Below are 14,698 nucleotides of genomic sequence, written 5' to 3' on the forward strand. Positions count from 1 at the left end.
CATGGTCTTCCGGCGCTTCGTCGGCAAAGAAAAATGCACTTATTCCGCCGGCGGGGCTACGCTGAACGTCTGGCGCAACGACAGGAGCGGTCAACGTGGAATTCAGGGACTATTACAAGATTCTCGGCGTCGACAAGAGCGCGACCGCCGACGAGATCAAGAAGGCCTACCGCAAGCAGGCGCGCAAGTACCATCCGGACGTGAGCAAGGAGCCGGATGCGGAAAAGCGCATGCAGGAGGTCAACGAAGCCAACGAAGTGCTCTCCGACGCCGAGAAGCGCGCCGCCTACGATCAGCTTGGCAGCCGCTATCAGGCGGGACAGGAGTTTCAGCCGCCGCCGGACTGGGGCAGTGGCTTCGAGTTCTCCGGCCGCGACTTTGGCGGTGCCGGCGGCGATTACAGCGATTTCTTCGCCAATCTGTTCGGTCGCGGCGGCGCTGCGGCCGGCGGGCCGTTCCGCTCGGCGGCCGGGCAGGGCGGCTACCAGATGCGTGGCGAAGACCGTCACGCGCGGATTCTGATCGATCTGGCCGACGCCTATCACGGCGCGGTGCGCACGATCAGCCTGCAGGCGCCGGTGGCGGATGAATCCGGGCGCATCGTCGTGCGCGAGCACAGCCTGAAGGTGCAGATCCCCAGGGGCGTCAAGGAAGGGCAGCACATCCGTCTGGCCAGCAAAGGCAGTCCCGGCATCGGCGGTGGGCCGGCGGGCGATCTCTTTCTTGAACTGAGTTTCCGGCCGGACGTCCGCTATCGCGTTGATGGCCGCGATGTGTTCACCAGCCTGCCGGTGACGCCGTGGGAAGCCGCGCTTGGCGCGAGCATCGAGACGCCGACGCCGAGCGGCCCCCTGCAGCTCAAGGTGCCGGCTGGTTCGCAAAGCGGACGCAAGCTGCGCCTGAAGGGGCGCGGCATTCCCGCGCCGGCTGGGCAGGATGCCGGCGATCTGTATGTGCTGCTGGAAGTGGTGCTGCCGCCGGCCGACAGCGATGCTGCTCGTCACCTCTATCAGGAAATGGCGCGCGAGCTGGCTTTCGATCCGCGCCGGCAAAACGGTCAGGCGAAAGGAGTCTGAGCCATGACGCACACTGAAATCGTCGTCGGCGTGGTGCTTGATGAGGCGGCACTGACGCTGGAAGAGCTGGCGCGGGCCTGCGCGGTCGACACCCGCTGGGTGGTCGAGCATGTCGAGGCCGGCTTTCTCGGTGACGGCTCGCTCGGCGTCAGCCATTGGCGCTTCAGCAGCAACGACCTGACGCGAGCCCGTTGCCTGCGACAGCTCGAGCGCGCCTTTGCCGCCGAGCCCGAACTCGCGGCGCTGGTGGCCGATCTGCAGGCGGAAGTCCGCTCACTCCGCCAGCAGCTGCGTGCTGCCGGCTTCAGCGAGTCGCGCGGCAGCTGATCCGCGCGGGTAGCGTCAGCGGCGCACGCCACGGCGCGCGCCGCTGACCCTGGCCTCAGTCGCGCAGCGCCGCCAGTGCGCCGGCCAGATCGCGGCGCAGGTCGTCGACGCTCTCGACGCCGATCGACAGGCGCAGCAGCGAATCGCCGATGCCGATGGCGGCGCGCTGTTCCGGCGGGATGCTGGCGTGCGTCATGATCGCCGGGTGCTCGATCAGGCTTTCGACGCCGCCGAGGCTTTCGGCCAGCGTGAACACCTCGCAGCGGTCGAGCATGCGCAGCGTGCCGGCGAGGTCGGTGGCGAGTTCGAGCGCGATCATGCCGCCGAAGCCGCTCATCTGCCGCCTGGCAAGTTCGTGCTGCGGGTGCGAGGGCAGGCCGGGGTAGATCACTTTCGCCACGCCCGGCTGCTGCTCCAGCCAGCCGGCGAGTTCGAGCGCGTTGGCACAGTGCCGCTCCATGCGCAGCGCCAGCGTCTTGATGCCGCGCAGCACCAGATAGCTGTCGAAGGGGCTGGCGATGGCGCCGAGCGCGTTGTGCAGGAAAGCCAGACGCTCGCGCCACGCCGCCTGATGCGGCTCGCCCCCGGCGACGGCGATGCCGCCGATGATGTCCGAGTGGCCGTTCAGGTACTTGGTCGTCGAGTGCATGACGATATCGAAGCCGGACTCCAATGGCCGCTGCAGCGCCGGGCTGGCGAAGGTGTTGTCGGCAACGGCGATGATGTTGTGTTCGCGGCACTGCGCTGCCAGCGCCTGCAGGTCAGCCAGGCGCAGCAAGGGGTTGGTCGGCGTTTCGACCCACAGCATGCGCGTGTTCGGGCGGATCGCGGCGCGCACGGCGTCGAGGTCGGCGAGATCGACGAAGCTGAAGTCGAGCCCGGCGCTCTGCCGGCGTACGCGCTCGAACATGCGGTAGGTGCCGCCGTAGAGGTCGTCGCCGGCGATGACGTGGCTACCGGTTTCGCAGAGCTCAAGGATGGTGGCGATGGTCGCCAGCCCCGAGGCGAAGGCGAAACCCTGCGCGCCGCTTTCGAGGTCGGCGACGCAGCGTTCGAGCGCCCAGCGCGTCGGGTTCTGCGAGCGGCCGTAGTCGAGCCCGCCGTGCACGCCGGGGCTCTGCTGCACGAAGGTCGAGTTGGCGTAGATCGGCGTCACCACGGCGCCGGTCGCTGGGTCGGGGAACTGGCCGGCGTGGATGACGCGCGTGGCGAAGTCGAGGTGCTGCATGTCGAGCGCGGCGATGTGCTCGAGGTAGGACGGCACCTGCTGAGAATCTTGTTGAGCTTTGCTGTTCAGGATTTTGTTTTTCATGTATTTATTCTATTGAGAAATGAATCCGCGCAGTGTGTCGAGGACGGCGTCGGGCTGTTCGGCCATCAGCGAGTGGCCGGCGCCGGCCAGCGTCGTCAGCTGCGCGCCGGGCAGGCGGGCAATGAGTTCGCGGGTGGCGCGCGCCGGTGTCATGCGGTCGGCGGCGCCGGCAATGACCAGCACCGGGCAGGCGAGCGAGGTCAGCGGTGGCGAGGCCGGTGTGGCGTCGGCCTGATAGCGCCGGCAGGCGTCGAGCCCGGCGAGCAGCACACCGGTGCGCTGGCTGGCCATCAGCTGCCGGTTGGCGCCAAGCATCCAGGCGCCGGGAACGGTGTTGCCGCCGACGTGCGCGCGCGGCGAGTGCGACCAGTCGTTGATCATCTGCCAGGCCGCCGGCTCGTCGTCGCGCGCGGCGGCGATCAGGCCGTCGGACACCGGCATCGGCAGCGAGCAGCCGAGCAGTGCCAGTCGGCTGATGCGCCAGGGCGCGGCACGTGTGGCGACGTCGAGCGCGATCAGCGAACCCATGCTGTGGCCGATGAGCGTGGCGTGTGCCACGCCGGCGGCGTCGAGCAGTGCGACGATCCAGTCGGCGGCGGCTTCGATGCTGGCGGGTGGTGTGCCGCCGCTGCGCCCGTGGCCGGGCAGGTCGGGCGCCAGCACGGCGAAGCCATGGTGCGCGAACCAGCGGCTTTGCAGGTTCCAGCAACTGTGGTCCTGACCGGCGCCGTGGATGAAGACAACGACCGGCGCCGCCGCGGCCGGTCCGGCGGCATGCACCGGCGCTGCCGGGGGAAAGCTCGGCGCGTGCGCGTGGAAAGGCCGTCCGCCGGTGTAGCAGTAAGCGGTTTCGCCGCTGACGAGGAGTTCCATCATGCCTCCCGCTTCGGCGAGGCAGCAGACGCAGCCGGTTTGCTGGACTTTGTCGCGCTGCTGCCACCGACCTTGGCGGCGGCATAGAGGCCGCGGCCGAGGTCTTCGAGCAGGTCGTCGGCGTCTTCGAGGCCGATCGACAGGCGGATCGTTCCCGGCGCGATGCCGGCGGCGGCGAGCGCCGTGTCGGACATGCGGAAATGCGTCGTCGACGCCGGGTGGATGACCAGCGACTTGGCGTCGCCGACGTTGGCCAGATGCGAGAAGACCTTCAGCGCCTCGATGAAGGCGCGGCCGGCTTCGCGGCCACCGGCGAGCGCAAAGCTGATGATCGAGCCGGCGCCGCGCGGTAGCAGGCGGGCGGCCAGCGCGTGGTCCGGATGCTCCGGCAGTTCGGGGTGAACCACCTGTGCGATGGTGCCGCTGCTGTCGCGCTGGGCGACGAGGAAATCGAGCACGCGGCGGGTGTTTTCGGCATGCCGTGCCATGCGCAGGGGCAGGGTTTCCAGGCCCTGCATCAGCTGGAACGAGGAGAGCGGCGACAGACAGGCGCCGAAATCGCGCAGCCCCTCGCGCCGCGCACGCAGCAGGAAGGCGCCGACGGTCGATTCCTCGGCGAACACCATGTCGTGAAAGCCGGCGTAGGGGGCGGTCAGCGTCGGGAAGCGTTCGGCGTTGGCCGCCCAGTCGAAGCGGCCGCCATCGACGAGCAGGCCGCCGACGACGGTGCCGTGACCGCCGATGAACTTGGTCGCCGAGTGCAGCACCAGATCGGCACCGTGTTCGAAGGGGCGCAGCAGCCAGGGCGTCGTCAGCGTCGAATCGACCAGCAGCGGCAGGCCATGCTCGTGCGCGATGGCGGCAACGGTAGGGATGTCGAGCACGTCGAGGCCGGGGTTGCCGATCGTCTCGCCGAAGAACAGGCGCGTCTCGGGGCGGATCGCCGCGCGCCACGCGGCGGGGTCGCGTGGATTTACGAAAGTCGTTTCAATTCCGAATCTTGGCAGCGTATATTCAAGAAGATTATGCGATCCGCCGTAGAGCGAGCGGCTGGCAACGATGTGGCTGCCAGCGCCGAGCAGGGTGGCGATCGCGAGATGCAGCGCCGCCTGTCCCGAGGCGGTGGCGATCGCACCGACACCGCCTTCAAGCGCGGCGATCCGTTCTTCGAGCGCGGCGTTGGTCGGATTGGATATGCGCGAATAGACGTGGCCGGCGCGCTCCATGTTGAACAGCGCGGCGGCCTGATCGGCGTCCTTGAAGACGAAGGACGTGGACAGGTAGATCGGCTGCGCGCGCGCGCCAAACTGGCTGTCGGGTATCTGGCCCGCGTGCAGGGTCAGCGTGTCGAATTTGTAGCTCATTGCCGGGTGTCGGTCCTTGGACGGAGTTGTGGGGCGGCCGCTGGCGGCCTGGGGCGTCGCGCAGATTGATGCGGCGAAAGCGTCTTGTCCACGAAGCAATGCTGATGAGTTCATTCCCGAAACGGCCTTCTGCCGCGCCGGAATCGTGCCGTCGGCTGGCGACGATCGGTACATCCTGGCATATGCAATCGCCTGCATAGCTTAGCAGAACTGGTTCGTTCGATTCGGCCGGCGGCTTCTCCAGAATTCAGCCTGTCGCCCCTGTTCGGGGCGGTTCCGGCGCCATGCGCCGGACGATTCCTGCCTTGAAGGAGCCTGCCGTGGTCATCGCTTCCGCCCTGTTGTCGCCAAATTCGGCGAGCACCGCTGTGCCGCATCCCCATTCCGGCCGCGACTCGCGCTACTGGGACGCGGCGCTCGAAACGCAAAGCCGCGAAAGCTGGGAGCGTCTCAAGCTCGCCTCGCTGAAATCACACCTGCAGCATGCCTACCTCGGCTCGCCGTACTATCGCGCCGCCTGGTACGCGGCAGGCGTGCATCCGTCGCAGCTGAAGACGCTCGACGACCTGCGTCGTTTCCCGTTCATCGACAAGAAGGTCGTCCGCGACCGCCAGCTGGCGATGCCGCCTTTCGGCGACATCTGCGCCGTTCCCGAACGCGACATCGTCTATATCTCGGCCTCCAGCGGCTCGACCGGCGTGCCGACAGCGTCGCCCTTCACGCAGCAGGACTTCGACGACTGGATCGACTACGAAGCCCGCCAGTTCTGGTCGTCCGGCCTGCGGCCAGAAGACCGTTACGCGCATTCGCTGAATTTCTCGCTGTTCGTCGGCGGCCCCTGCGTGCTCGGCGCGCAGAAGCTCGGCGCGCTGTCGATCCACGCCGGCACGCTGCCTTCCGACCGCCTGCTGGCGATCATCCAGCAGTTCAAGGCGACGGCCATCTGGACGACGCCTTCCTACGCCTGGTATCTCGGCGAAACGGCGATCAAGCAGGGCATCGATCCGGCGCGCGATCTGTCGATCCGGCGCATTTTCGTCGCCGGCGAGCCCGGCGGCTCGATTCCCGAGACGCGCAACCGTATCGAGGCGCTGTGGGGCGCGTCGGTCTATGACTATTACGGCCTCTCTGACATCTTCGGTTCCTGCGCCGGCATGTGCGAAGAGCGCAACGGCCTGCACTGGGCCGAGGATCACATCCACGTCGAAGTGATCGACCCCGATTCCGGCGAGCCGGTGGCCGAAGGCGAGCGCGGCGAACTGGTGCTGACGACGCTGAAGAAGTCGGCACGGCCGATGATCCGCTTCCGCACCGGCGACATCGTCTCGTTTACCTCGGAGCCCTGCGCCTGCGGCCGCACCTCGCAGCGCATGCTTGGTGTGCACGGCCGGCTCGACGACATGCTGATCATCAAGGGCGTCAATGTCTTCCCGAGCGACGTCGAAGCAATTGCGCGCAAGGACCATGCGCTGACCGGCGAATACCGGCTGATCGTCCGCCGCGTCGATCACCTCGACCAGTTGACGGTGCAGATCGAGCGCACGGCGGCGGAAGCTTCGGCCGACGCCGATGCCGAACTGGCCGGGCGCTTCAGCCATCAGCTGAAGTCGATCGTCGGCATTTCGGCCAGCGTTGAAATCCTGCCGCCCGATACGCTGCCGCGCGCCACGCACAAGGCCAAGCGCGTCGACGACCAGCGGCAGGGCGTCTGGGGCTGAGCCTGTTTGCGCCGGCGGGTGGACTACAGCCAGCCGGCGCGCTTGAAGCGGTAGTAGAGGAAGCCGCAGGTCGCGGCGATGATCGCCAGCGCCATCGGGTAGCCGTACTCCCATTGCAGCTCGGGCATGTGCGCGAAGTTCATTCCCCAGATGCCGGCGAAGGCGGTGGCGACGGCAAATATCCCGGCCCAGGCGGCCAGCCGCTTGTTCACCTCGTTTTCCTCGATGGTGACGAGCGACAGGTTGACCTGGATGGCGGTGCCGATGGTGTCGCGGATGGCGTCGATCGAGGTGTTGATGCGATAGAGGTGGTCGACGACGTCGCGGAAGTAGGCTTGCGAATCGGCGCAGAGGTGCGGCACGCGGCCGCTGGTGAGCTTGCTCGCCGCCTCGGTGAGCGGTGCGACGGCGTGTCTGAGCGTCATCACCTTGCGCTTCAGTTCATAAAGCCGCTCGATGTTGGAGCTGGCCGCGCCCTTGGCGAAGATCTGTTCCTCGACCAGTTCCAGTTCGGATTCGAGCGCGTCGATCACCGGAAAATAGCGGTCGACCACCGCGTCCATCAGCGCGTAGAAGACGAAGCCGGACCCCTGGCGCAGCAGCTCGGGTTCGCGTTCGCAGCGTCCGCGCACGCCAAGAAAGCCGCGGCGGCTGCGGTTGCGCACCGACAGAACGTAGTTCTCGCCGACGAAGACATTGACCTCGCCGACGTTGAGCTCGTCGCCTTCGAGTTCGATCAGGTGCATGACGGCGAACAGCGAATCACCGTATTCCTCGATCTTCGGACGCTGATGGCCGTGGCGGGCATCTTCGACCGCCAGTTCGTGCAGTCCGAACTCGCTCTGCATCTCGGCCAGTTCGGCGTCGTCGGCATCGCACAGCGCCACCCAGACAAAACAGTCGGGCTGACTGACGTAATCGCTGATGGCGGCAATCGAAATATCTTGAAGCTTGGCGCCTTCCTGGTAGGCGGCGCAGTTGATCAGCATGCGAGCAAATCTCCGAAGCCTGGTGTCCGTGGGATTGCGGGGAGTCCCGCGCCGCGGCGAGCGCGGCGAACCCGTCGCACTTTAGCGGAATCGCCTGCGGACGATAAGCTTTCTGCGCGGAGTTCGCTCCGCGCCCGGGATTGCTCAGGCGGCCGAACGCTGCAAGTAACGGCCAAAACCGTTGTTGCGGGCGTCGCCGGCAACGGCAGGGAAGGGTTTGTTGAGCGCCGCCGCCTGAACGAGATCGATATCGCCCCAGTGGCTGGCGCCGGCATGCTCGGCGAGTCCGGCGCCGTCGATCAGCAGGCGGGCGTCGAGATTGCGCAGCGGCGCGACCAGCCTGCCGAGCGGCAGCCCCGAGGCCAGCAGGGGCGGGTCGAGACGGATGATCTGCGGTGCCAGCGCGCGCAGCAGCGGCAGGTCGGAACGGTCATGGCCGATGCCGCGCAAGGCGATGCCGTAGCCACGCGAACGATAGTTGCCGACGGCACGGATGAGGTGCGCCTGCCAGTCGCGCTGCACATGCGTTTCGGTACTCATGCCGGCGACGTCGATCTCGAGCGTGATCTCGGTCGGCAGCAGGCCGCAAGGACGCAGGATTTCCTCGAAGGCCAGACCGTGATCGTCGCTGACGCTGAGGACGTGGCGTGGATGAACGTTGAGCAGCAGGTTGCCGCGGATGCGCTGCGTCAGATAGTTGAGTGCATGCAGCGTGCGCACCAGCCGGTCGAGCTGGATGAACTCGGCGTCATTGCCCGGCAGGAGGAAGACGGCTTCGGCAGCCACTGGCTGACCGCTGGTCAGGCCGCTGACGCGCAAGCTTGCCGCGTGCCCGTGCGCACGTCCGTGCCGCGTATCGACGACCGGCAGAAACAGCGATTCGACGCACAGTCCGGCGAAATGCAGCTGCACCTCGCCACCCGGCGTGGCGACGAAAGGAGCATGCATGCGGAAACCTTCGCCAGCAGTGTTGCGGGCGTTGAGATGACGGACGAGATCGGTGAGCGGCATGGCAGTTCCTTCCGGATCGTGCGCAATGGCAGACGACCCGCGGCGACAAACAATGCCGTAAGAGTAGGTCCGCACGGACGAAGGCACAAAGATTATTTCGATCCTTGCATATCGTCATTGAGGCATATCGATAGTGGTGCCGACTTGGTCCTCGCCCTTTCGCCGAATTGGTGGGCAGCCCGGCGAGCGGTGGGCGGAAAAGCTGGCGCTTCTCTGCTTTCTCCGCCATGGCGGCCGTTTCCAGCCCGCAGGCGTTCCGTTGTTCGCTGCTCAGGGTTCTTTCAGCCAGCTGCGAATCTGCGCGTAAACCTCTTCGCTGCTGAGCAGTTCGAAGTGGTTCAGGCGGTAGGCGATGAACTGCTGCGTCTCCGGGATCGGCAGCGTCAGGGTTTGTTCCTTGTGCTGGCCGAGGCCGCTGCTGACCGGCACCAGTCCGTCACCGGCGAGCCGCTTGCCGGGCGCTGCCGGTTTCGCCTGCTTGCTCGCGGCGATCGCGTAGCAGCGTACGCCTGCGGGCAAGGGTACCGGCGTGCGCCGGTCACGCAGATGTCCCGCGCTGTGCTGGGCAGAGGCGGTGTGCCGCTGCCAGTCCTCATCGAGCAGGTTACCGTGGCGCAGATCCTTGACGCCGGCGCTGCGGATGTTGCCGAGCCGGGCGAACGGGGCGGAATAGGGGCTGAGGCCGAGAACGAGGTCGACCCAGCTGCCGGCGCGTTCGAGCGGCGAGCCGTGGTGCGGCGTGCCGAGGAAGACGAGTTTGCGCAGGAGGCCCGGCCATTTCAGGCCATCCTGCTGTGCGTAATGAAAGGCGCTGCGGGCGAGCAGTCCCCCCATGCTGTGACCGAGGATCACCAGTTCGTCGACCGGCAGCGGCCAGGCCTGCACGAGCTGCTCGAGCAGCGTCGCGAATTCGCGGCCGTTGCTCGAGATGTGCTGGCCGCTGTTGTAGCGCAGATGCAGGACGCTGTAGCCAAGATCGCGGGCGAGCGCTTCGCCGTGCTCGTGTCCGGCGCGTTGCCAGCCGAGATCGCCCATGCACAGGCCGTGTACGAGCACCAGCAGGCGAGGGCTGGCCGGTGTGCAGTCGGCAGCCAGTGCCTGTCGCTCGAGCCGCAGTGGCTGGCCGTTTCGGCGCAGCTGCATCGGAATCGCCAGCGGGTTACCGGAGGCGACGAGGTAGTCGCCGAGTACGCCGTTCAACACGGCGAGCAGCGCTTCGCGACGTGGCGACGAATGACTGCTGCCAATCAGGGGCGCAAGGCCGGCCAGCGCGTTGTCGAGCCCGACGCCGACCGCGTGCGTGACACCGCGCACGCTGCGATAGACCAGCCCGGATATGCCGCGCGTTCGCCCCGTCGGCCCCTCGCCGACCGGCGGCGAAACGCGGACGATGGTCGCGTGCATTGTCTCGACGATATCGGTGACGCCCTTGACCGCGTCGATCAGCAGCTGGCTGGCGCCGCGCAGGTCGTCGGCCATCGCCGCCGGCCGGATTGGTTTGGCGGGGAGCCTTGCCGGAAGAAGTCGCTGCGAGTTCTCGTTTTTGCTGCCCATTTTGCCGCCCGATCATTTGCTTGCAGGCAATCGCCATCATAAGCGAAAGCGGCGCCGGCGCATGACCAGATGCTCGCCTGGCCGGCGCTGCTCATTGGCCTGTCGTTCGCGGTGGTGCTCAAGGACTGTTGCCGCTTGCCCCGGCATTTTTTGCTGCCGCTTGTGCCGGCATGCCATATCGTTATGAATAAATCGTTGTTCGTTTTTGCCTCGTCACTACCTACGCTGACGCCTCGAACAAGCGCCATTGGCGGCGCGGGAGTCGTCGATGAACTGTCGAATCATTGCTGCAATGTCGTTGCGTGGCGGCGCCGGAAACAGCCGGTCGAAGCCATGTGCCGCACCGAGCACGGCGCCGCTGGCACCCCAGCTGCGACCGCGCGGTCTGGCCGGCCTTGCGCACCCGGCGCAAGCGTGCTGCGACTAGGCCGTATGCGCGCACCCCCTCAGGAATGGACAAGGATCTGAGCGCCTGTTGCCCGTCGACGCCGAGCGCCGGCGGCGGCGAAGCACGTGTGCCGCAAGCGGCAACGGCCCTGCCGACGCTGCAGCGCAACGCGCTGTGCAAGATCTTCGGTCGTTCGGGGTTTTCGCCCGAAGAGGTAGCGGCGCTTGGCCATCGCCGCCTGCAACAGGCCGAAGGCATCGGCAGCAAGGGGCTGGCGACGATCATTCTCTGGCTGGAAGCGCACGGTTACCCGCTGACCAGGGCGCGACCCGCCGCGCTCCGCCAGAACTTGCGCAAGTGCAGCCCGGACATCGAGCAGGCGATCAGTCTCTTGCGCCGCCATGGTTACACCGTACACAAGAAAAACGAGCGGGGCTGAGCGCTGCGCAAGATCAGGCTCCCGGCATATACGGGGCACGCATTTGCACGGATGAATTCCTTATTTCGGTCACTACCCGTCACCCGGTACATTGGCTTTCCTGACCATGTACGAAAGCCGGTATGTCGCCCGCCGATCTGCTTGAGCATTTCAATTCGCTCTACCGCGCCGCCAGAACGGGGATTTCGACTTCGCCGATCGCGAATGCCGCTTCTGCGGAAACCCGTTTCGCGCGTGCCGACGCGCAGATTGTCGCCCACGTTGCAGATCTGCGCCTGAACAGCGTCTTTCAGCCGATCTTCGACGCCGGCAATGGCCGACTGATCAGCCATGAAGCCCTGCTGCGTCCCTGGCGCCGCAGCGGAATGGCCAGCGACGAGGGCAGGCGCGGCGGCGGCGAAGAAGCGGTATCGCCCGAGGAGGTCTTTGCGCGTTCTGGTGAGCGCGGTGACATCGTTCATCTCGACCGTCTCTGCCGTACGCTGCACACCATCAACTTCAGCTGGCAGCAGCAGTTCCGGGGTGAGCAGCAGGGTGATCTGTTTCTCAATATCCACCCGCGGCATCTGCTGGAGGTGAGCGGCGATCACGGATCGTATTTCGAGTCGGTGCTCAGACGTTGCGGGCTGACGCCCGAGCGCGTCGTGCTGGAAATACTGGAAAGCAGCGTCGACGACCTGCCTGCCTTGCAGAAGGCGCTCGCCAACTACCAGCGCCGCGGTTACCGCATCGCCATCGACGATTTTGGTCGCAGCCATTCGAACTTTGACCGTTTATGGCAATTGCAGCCCGACATCGTCAAGCTCGACCGCAGCCTGATCGTCACTGCCAGCGACAACGACCGGGTGCGGCGAACCCTGCCGCGGCTGGTCGACATCATTCACGAACTCGACGCACTCACGGTCTTTGAAGGTATCGAAACGCAGGAGCAACTGAAGCTGGCCCGCGATAGCGGCGCCGATGCGCTGCAGGGCTATCTGCTCGGCCGACCGGCGGTGGAGTGCCGCAGCGGCGATTCCATTCCTTTGCCGCTACGCGTCGACTCGGCGCAGACGGCACAGACAGCTCCCCTGCCGTGCGCCAGGCTGGCCGCCGAATCGCTCGCCAACGCTGGCTGAGCGGCTGCCTGCAAGAAAAATCCCGGCATCACTGGGTGATGTCGGGATTTTGGTGTGTTACAGCTGAACCGCTTGAAACGCGGAAGCTTGCGCTCGTCCGGCGCAAGCGCCGGGCGTCTGGACTCAGACCGCCAGACCCGCGGCGTCGAAGATGCCTTCGAACAGGATCGAGCTCAGGTAGCGTTCGCCCGAGTCGGGCAGGATGACGACGATGGTCTTGCCGGCGTTTTCCGGGCGCTGCGCGACACGCACCGCGGCAGCGGCAGCGGCGCCGCAGGAAATGCCGGCGAGGATGCCTTCCTCGCGCGCCAGACGGCGGGCGAAGAGCACGGCGTCTTCGTTGCTGACCTGCTCGATCGCGTCGACCAGCGACAGGTCAAGCACATCGGGAACGAAGCCTGCGCCGATCCCCTGGATCTTGTGCGGTCCGGGCTTCAGCGGTTCGCCGGCAACGCGCTGGCTCAACACCGGGCTGGCCGCGGGCTCGACGGCAATCGAGGTGATCGCTTTGCCTTGTGTGCCCTTGATGTAGCGCGAGATGCCGGTGATGGTGCCGCCGGTGCCGACACCGGACACCAGAATGTCGATTTTGCCTTCGGTATCGTTCCAGATTTCCGGGCCGGTCGTCTCTTCGTGGATCGCCGGGTTGGCCGGATTCTTGAACTGTTGCAGCAGGACGTAGCGGCCGGGATCGGACGCTGCAATCTCTTCAGCGCGGGCGATGGCGCCGCCCATTCCCTTGGCGCCCTCGGTGAGGATCAGCTTGGCACCGAAGGCGGTGAGCAGCTTGCGCCGTTCGATGCTCATCGTTTCCGGCATGGTCAGCGTCAGCGGGATGCCCTTCGCGGCTGCGACGAAAGCCAGCGCGATGCCGGTGTTGCCGCTGGTCGGTTCGATCAGTTCCTTGCCGGGGCCGAGCAGGCCGCGCTTTTCAGCGTCGGCAACCATCGAGGCCCCGATCCGGCACTTGACCGAGTAAGCCGGGTTGCGGCCTTCGACCTTGGCGAAAACGGTCGCCTGTGCGCCGTCGGTGATGCGGTTGAGACGGATGAGCGGCGTATTGCCGATCGACTGTGCATTGTTCTGGTAAAGCGCCATGAATCTCTCCTGTGAAATCGGACTTTCGGGCGGTAGGGTGGCGATGTCCGGCAATCGGGCAAGCTTACGTCACCGTGTGCAACTGCGAGTTTATGCGTGCCGGAAGTGAGGCTTACGACGAAATATTCATATCGACAGATCAGGCAGCGATAAGCCGGGCAGGCCGGCAGTGGACGCCGCGCGGGCAGGCGGTCGCGCGCGGGAGTGCCTGCGCAGGCTGATTACGCTGGTGGGCGCTTTCGTGAATATGTATCGATCGCCAGTGCGATAAGCAAATAAGAATTCGTTCGTTCGGACTGGTGCGACCGCTTCATACACTCCGCCTGCCTTCATCCATCCACGGGAGCTTCCATGAAACTCAAAGCCATCGTCGCCGGCCTCGCCGCCGCGGCCATGTTCTCCGGCGCCGCAGTCGCTGCCGACGTCAGCCTGCTCAATGTATCGTATGACCCGACGCGCGAGCTCTATCAGGACTACAACGCCGCCTTTAACAAGTACTGGAAAGCCAAGACCGGCGACAACGTCACTGTCAAACAGTCGCATGGCGGCTCCGGCAAGCAGGCGCTCAGCGTCAAGGACGGTCTTGAAGCCGACGTCGTCACGCTGGCGCTGGCCTACGATATCGATGCCATCGCCGACCAGGGATTGATCGCCGCCGACTGGCAGAAGCGTCTGCCGCACAATGCCGCCCCTTACACCTCGACCATCGTTTTCCTCGTGCGCAAGGGCAACCCGAAGAACATCCGCGACTGGAACGACCTCGTCCGCGCCGACGTCAGCGTCATCACACCGAACCCGAAGACTTCCGGCGGCGCGCGCTGGAACTACCTGGCCGCCTGGGGCTTTGCGCTGAAACAGCAGGGCGGCAACGACGCCAAGGCGCGCGATTTCGTCGGTCAGCTGTACAAGAACGTCAAGGTACTCGATTCAGGTGCCCGCGGCTCGACCATCACCTTCGTCGAACGCGGCATCGGCGACGTGCTGATTGCCTGGGAAAACGAGGCCTATCTGGCGGTCAAGGAACTCGGCCCGGAAAAGGTCGATATCGTCACGCCGTCGCTGTCGATCCTCGCCGAACCGCCGGTTGCCGTCGTCGACAAAGTCGTCGACAAGCACGGTACGCGCAAGGTGGCGCAGGCCTACCTCGAATACCTGTACACCCCGGAAGGCCAGGATCTGGCGGCGCAGAACTACTACCGCCCGCGCGACGCCAAGGTTGCCGCGAAGTACACCAAGCAGTTCGGCAAGGTGAACCTGTTCACCATCGACGACGTCTTCGGTGGCTGGCGTACCGCCCAGAAGACGCACTTCTCGGAAGGCGGCGTCTTCGACCAGATCTATCTGTCCGGCCGGCGCTAGGACTGCGCAGGCCAGCTGCAACGCTGGCATCAGAGGGGCGGACGCGGCAAAGCGTCCGCCCTTTTTCATGTC

13 protein-coding genes are annotated in these 14,698 nt (G+C 65.9%); 6 read left to right on the forward strand and 7 right to left on the reverse strand.

The features are described from left to right. Positions 1-95: 95 nt before the first annotated feature. On the forward strand, positions 96-1,076 hold the full coding sequence (locus GGD90_RS18335) for a DnaJ C-terminal domain-containing protein (RefSeq protein ID WP_153117481.1): 981 nt from the start codon (positions 96-98) through the stop codon (positions 1,074-1,076). 3 nt (positions 1,077-1,079) lie between these two features. Continuing rightward, positions 1,080-1,403 (forward strand): MerR family transcriptional regulator, encoded by a 324-nt coding sequence (locus GGD90_RS13125; RefSeq protein ID WP_153117480.1) that lies wholly within the window; start codon positions 1,080-1,082, stop codon positions 1,401-1,403. Positions 1,404-1,458: 55 nt separating this feature from the next. Here the strand turns inward: GGD90_RS13125 and GGD90_RS13130 are convergent, their stop codons facing one another. From GGD90_RS13130 to GGD90_RS13140, 3 genes are read right to left on the reverse strand one after another with little or no spacing between them, the layout of a single operon-like run. After that, positions 1,459-2,715, reverse strand: coding sequence for a trans-sulfuration enzyme family protein (locus GGD90_RS13130; RefSeq protein ID WP_228273779.1), 1,257 nt, complete (start codon positions 2,713-2,715; stop codon positions 1,459-1,461). 9 nt (positions 2,716-2,724) lie between these two features. Further along, positions 2,725-3,591 carry an alpha/beta fold hydrolase gene (locus GGD90_RS13135; protein WP_228273778.1) on the reverse strand — a complete coding sequence of 289 codons (867 nt, stop codon included), beginning with the start codon at positions 3,589-3,591 and terminating at the stop codon, positions 2,725-2,727. After that, positions 3,588-4,952 carry an O-acetylhomoserine aminocarboxypropyltransferase gene (locus GGD90_RS13140; RefSeq protein ID WP_153117479.1) on the reverse strand — a complete coding sequence of 455 codons (1,365 nt, stop codon included), beginning with the start codon at positions 4,950-4,952 and terminating at the stop codon, positions 3,588-3,590. Before GGD90_RS13140 ends, GGD90_RS13135 begins: the two co-directional genes overlap by 4 nt. Positions 4,953-5,272: 320 nt before the next feature. On the opposite strand from GGD90_RS13140, the gene GGD90_RS13145 reads away from it, so the two are divergent. After that, entirely contained in the window at positions 5,273-6,670 is a 1,398-nt protein-coding gene (locus tag GGD90_RS13145) for a phenylacetate--CoA ligase family protein (protein ID WP_228273777.1), read from the forward strand. 23 nt (positions 6,671-6,693) lie between these two features. Here GGD90_RS13145 and corA read toward each other — a convergent pair whose 3' ends face one another. The 3 genes from corA to GGD90_RS13160 form a co-directional block, all read right to left on the reverse strand. After that, positions 6,694-7,659 (reverse strand): magnesium/cobalt transporter CorA, encoded by a 966-nt coding sequence (gene corA, locus GGD90_RS13150; protein WP_153117477.1) that lies wholly within the window; start codon positions 7,657-7,659, stop codon positions 6,694-6,696. 144 nt (positions 7,660-7,803) lie between these two features. After that, positions 7,804-8,670, reverse strand: a complete 867-nt coding sequence (locus GGD90_RS13155; RefSeq protein WP_153117476.1) for an EAL domain-containing protein — start codon at positions 8,668-8,670, stop codon at positions 7,804-7,806. Positions 8,671-8,940: 270 nt separating this feature from the next. Then, positions 8,941-10,224, reverse strand: coding sequence for an esterase/lipase family protein (locus GGD90_RS13160; protein WP_221227774.1), 1,284 nt, complete (start codon positions 10,222-10,224; stop codon positions 8,941-8,943). Positions 10,225-10,676: 452 nt separating this feature from the next. On the opposite strand from GGD90_RS13160, the gene GGD90_RS13165 reads away from it, so the two are divergent. Next, a complete protein-coding gene (locus GGD90_RS13165; RefSeq protein ID WP_153117475.1) occupies positions 10,677-11,051 on the forward strand; it encodes a hypothetical protein in 375 nt (124 codons plus the stop codon). A gap of 122 nt (positions 11,052-11,173) precedes the next feature. Next, positions 11,174-12,169: an EAL domain-containing protein gene (locus GGD90_RS13170; protein WP_153117474.1), complete on the forward strand. Its 996-nt coding sequence runs from the start codon at positions 11,174-11,176 to the stop codon at positions 12,167-12,169. Between the two features lie 123 nt (positions 12,170-12,292). On the opposite strand, the gene cysK is transcribed toward GGD90_RS13170, so the two are convergent. Continuing rightward, complete coding sequence (gene cysK / locus GGD90_RS13175; RefSeq protein ID WP_153117473.1) at positions 12,293-13,267, reverse strand: cysteine synthase A; 975 nt, start codon at positions 13,265-13,267, stop codon at positions 12,293-12,295. 351 nt (positions 13,268-13,618) lie between these two features. Between cysK and GGD90_RS13180 the strand changes: the two genes are divergently transcribed. Beyond that, positions 13,619-14,626 carry a sulfate ABC transporter substrate-binding protein gene (locus tag GGD90_RS13180; protein WP_153117472.1) on the forward strand — a complete coding sequence of 336 codons (1,008 nt, stop codon included), beginning with the start codon at positions 13,619-13,621 and terminating at the stop codon, positions 14,624-14,626. Positions 14,627-14,698: the final 72 nt, after the last annotated feature.

The sequence above is a fragment of the Rhodocyclus tenuis genome, from assembly GCF_014197755.1.
Lineage (GTDB): Bacteria > Pseudomonadota > Gammaproteobacteria > Burkholderiales > Rhodocyclaceae > Rhodocyclus > Rhodocyclus tenuis.

Coding starts and splice junctions, on each gene's coding strand:
- GGD90_RS13125 (WP_153117480.1), top strand. CDS start 1,080: ATGACGCACACTGAAATCGTCGTCGGCGTGGTGCTTGATGAGGCGGCA.
- GGD90_RS13165 (WP_153117475.1), top strand. CDS start 10,677: ATGGACAAGGATCTGAGCGCCTGTTGCCCGTCGACGCCGAGCGCCGGC.
- GGD90_RS13135 (WP_228273778.1), bottom strand. CDS start 3,591: ATGATGGAACTCCTCGTCAGCGGCGAAACCGCTTACTGCTACACCGGC.
- corA (WP_153117477.1), bottom strand. CDS start 7,659: ATGCTGATCAACTGCGCCGCCTACCAGGAAGGCGCCAAGCTTCAAGAT.
- GGD90_RS13155 (WP_153117476.1), bottom strand. CDS start 8,670: ATGCCGCTCACCGATCTCGTCCGTCATCTCAACGCCCGCAACACTGCT.
- cysK (WP_153117473.1), bottom strand. CDS start 13,267: ATGGCGCTTTACCAGAACAATGCACAGTCGATCGGCAATACGCCGCTC.
- GGD90_RS13140 (WP_153117479.1), bottom strand. CDS start 4,952: ATGAGCTACAAATTCGACACGCTGACCCTGCACGCGGGCCAGATACCC.
- GGD90_RS13180 (WP_153117472.1), top strand. CDS start 13,619: ATGAAACTCAAAGCCATCGTCGCCGGCCTCGCCGCCGCGGCCATGTTC.
- GGD90_RS13130 (WP_228273779.1), bottom strand. CDS start 2,715: ATGAAAAACAAAATCCTGAACAGCAAAGCTCAACAAGATTCTCAGCAG.
- GGD90_RS13160 (WP_221227774.1), bottom strand. CDS start 10,224: ATGGGCAGCAAAAACGAGAACTCGCAGCGACTTCTTCCGGCAAGGCTC.
- GGD90_RS13170 (WP_153117474.1), top strand. CDS start 11,174: ATGTCGCCCGCCGATCTGCTTGAGCATTTCAATTCGCTCTACCGCGCC.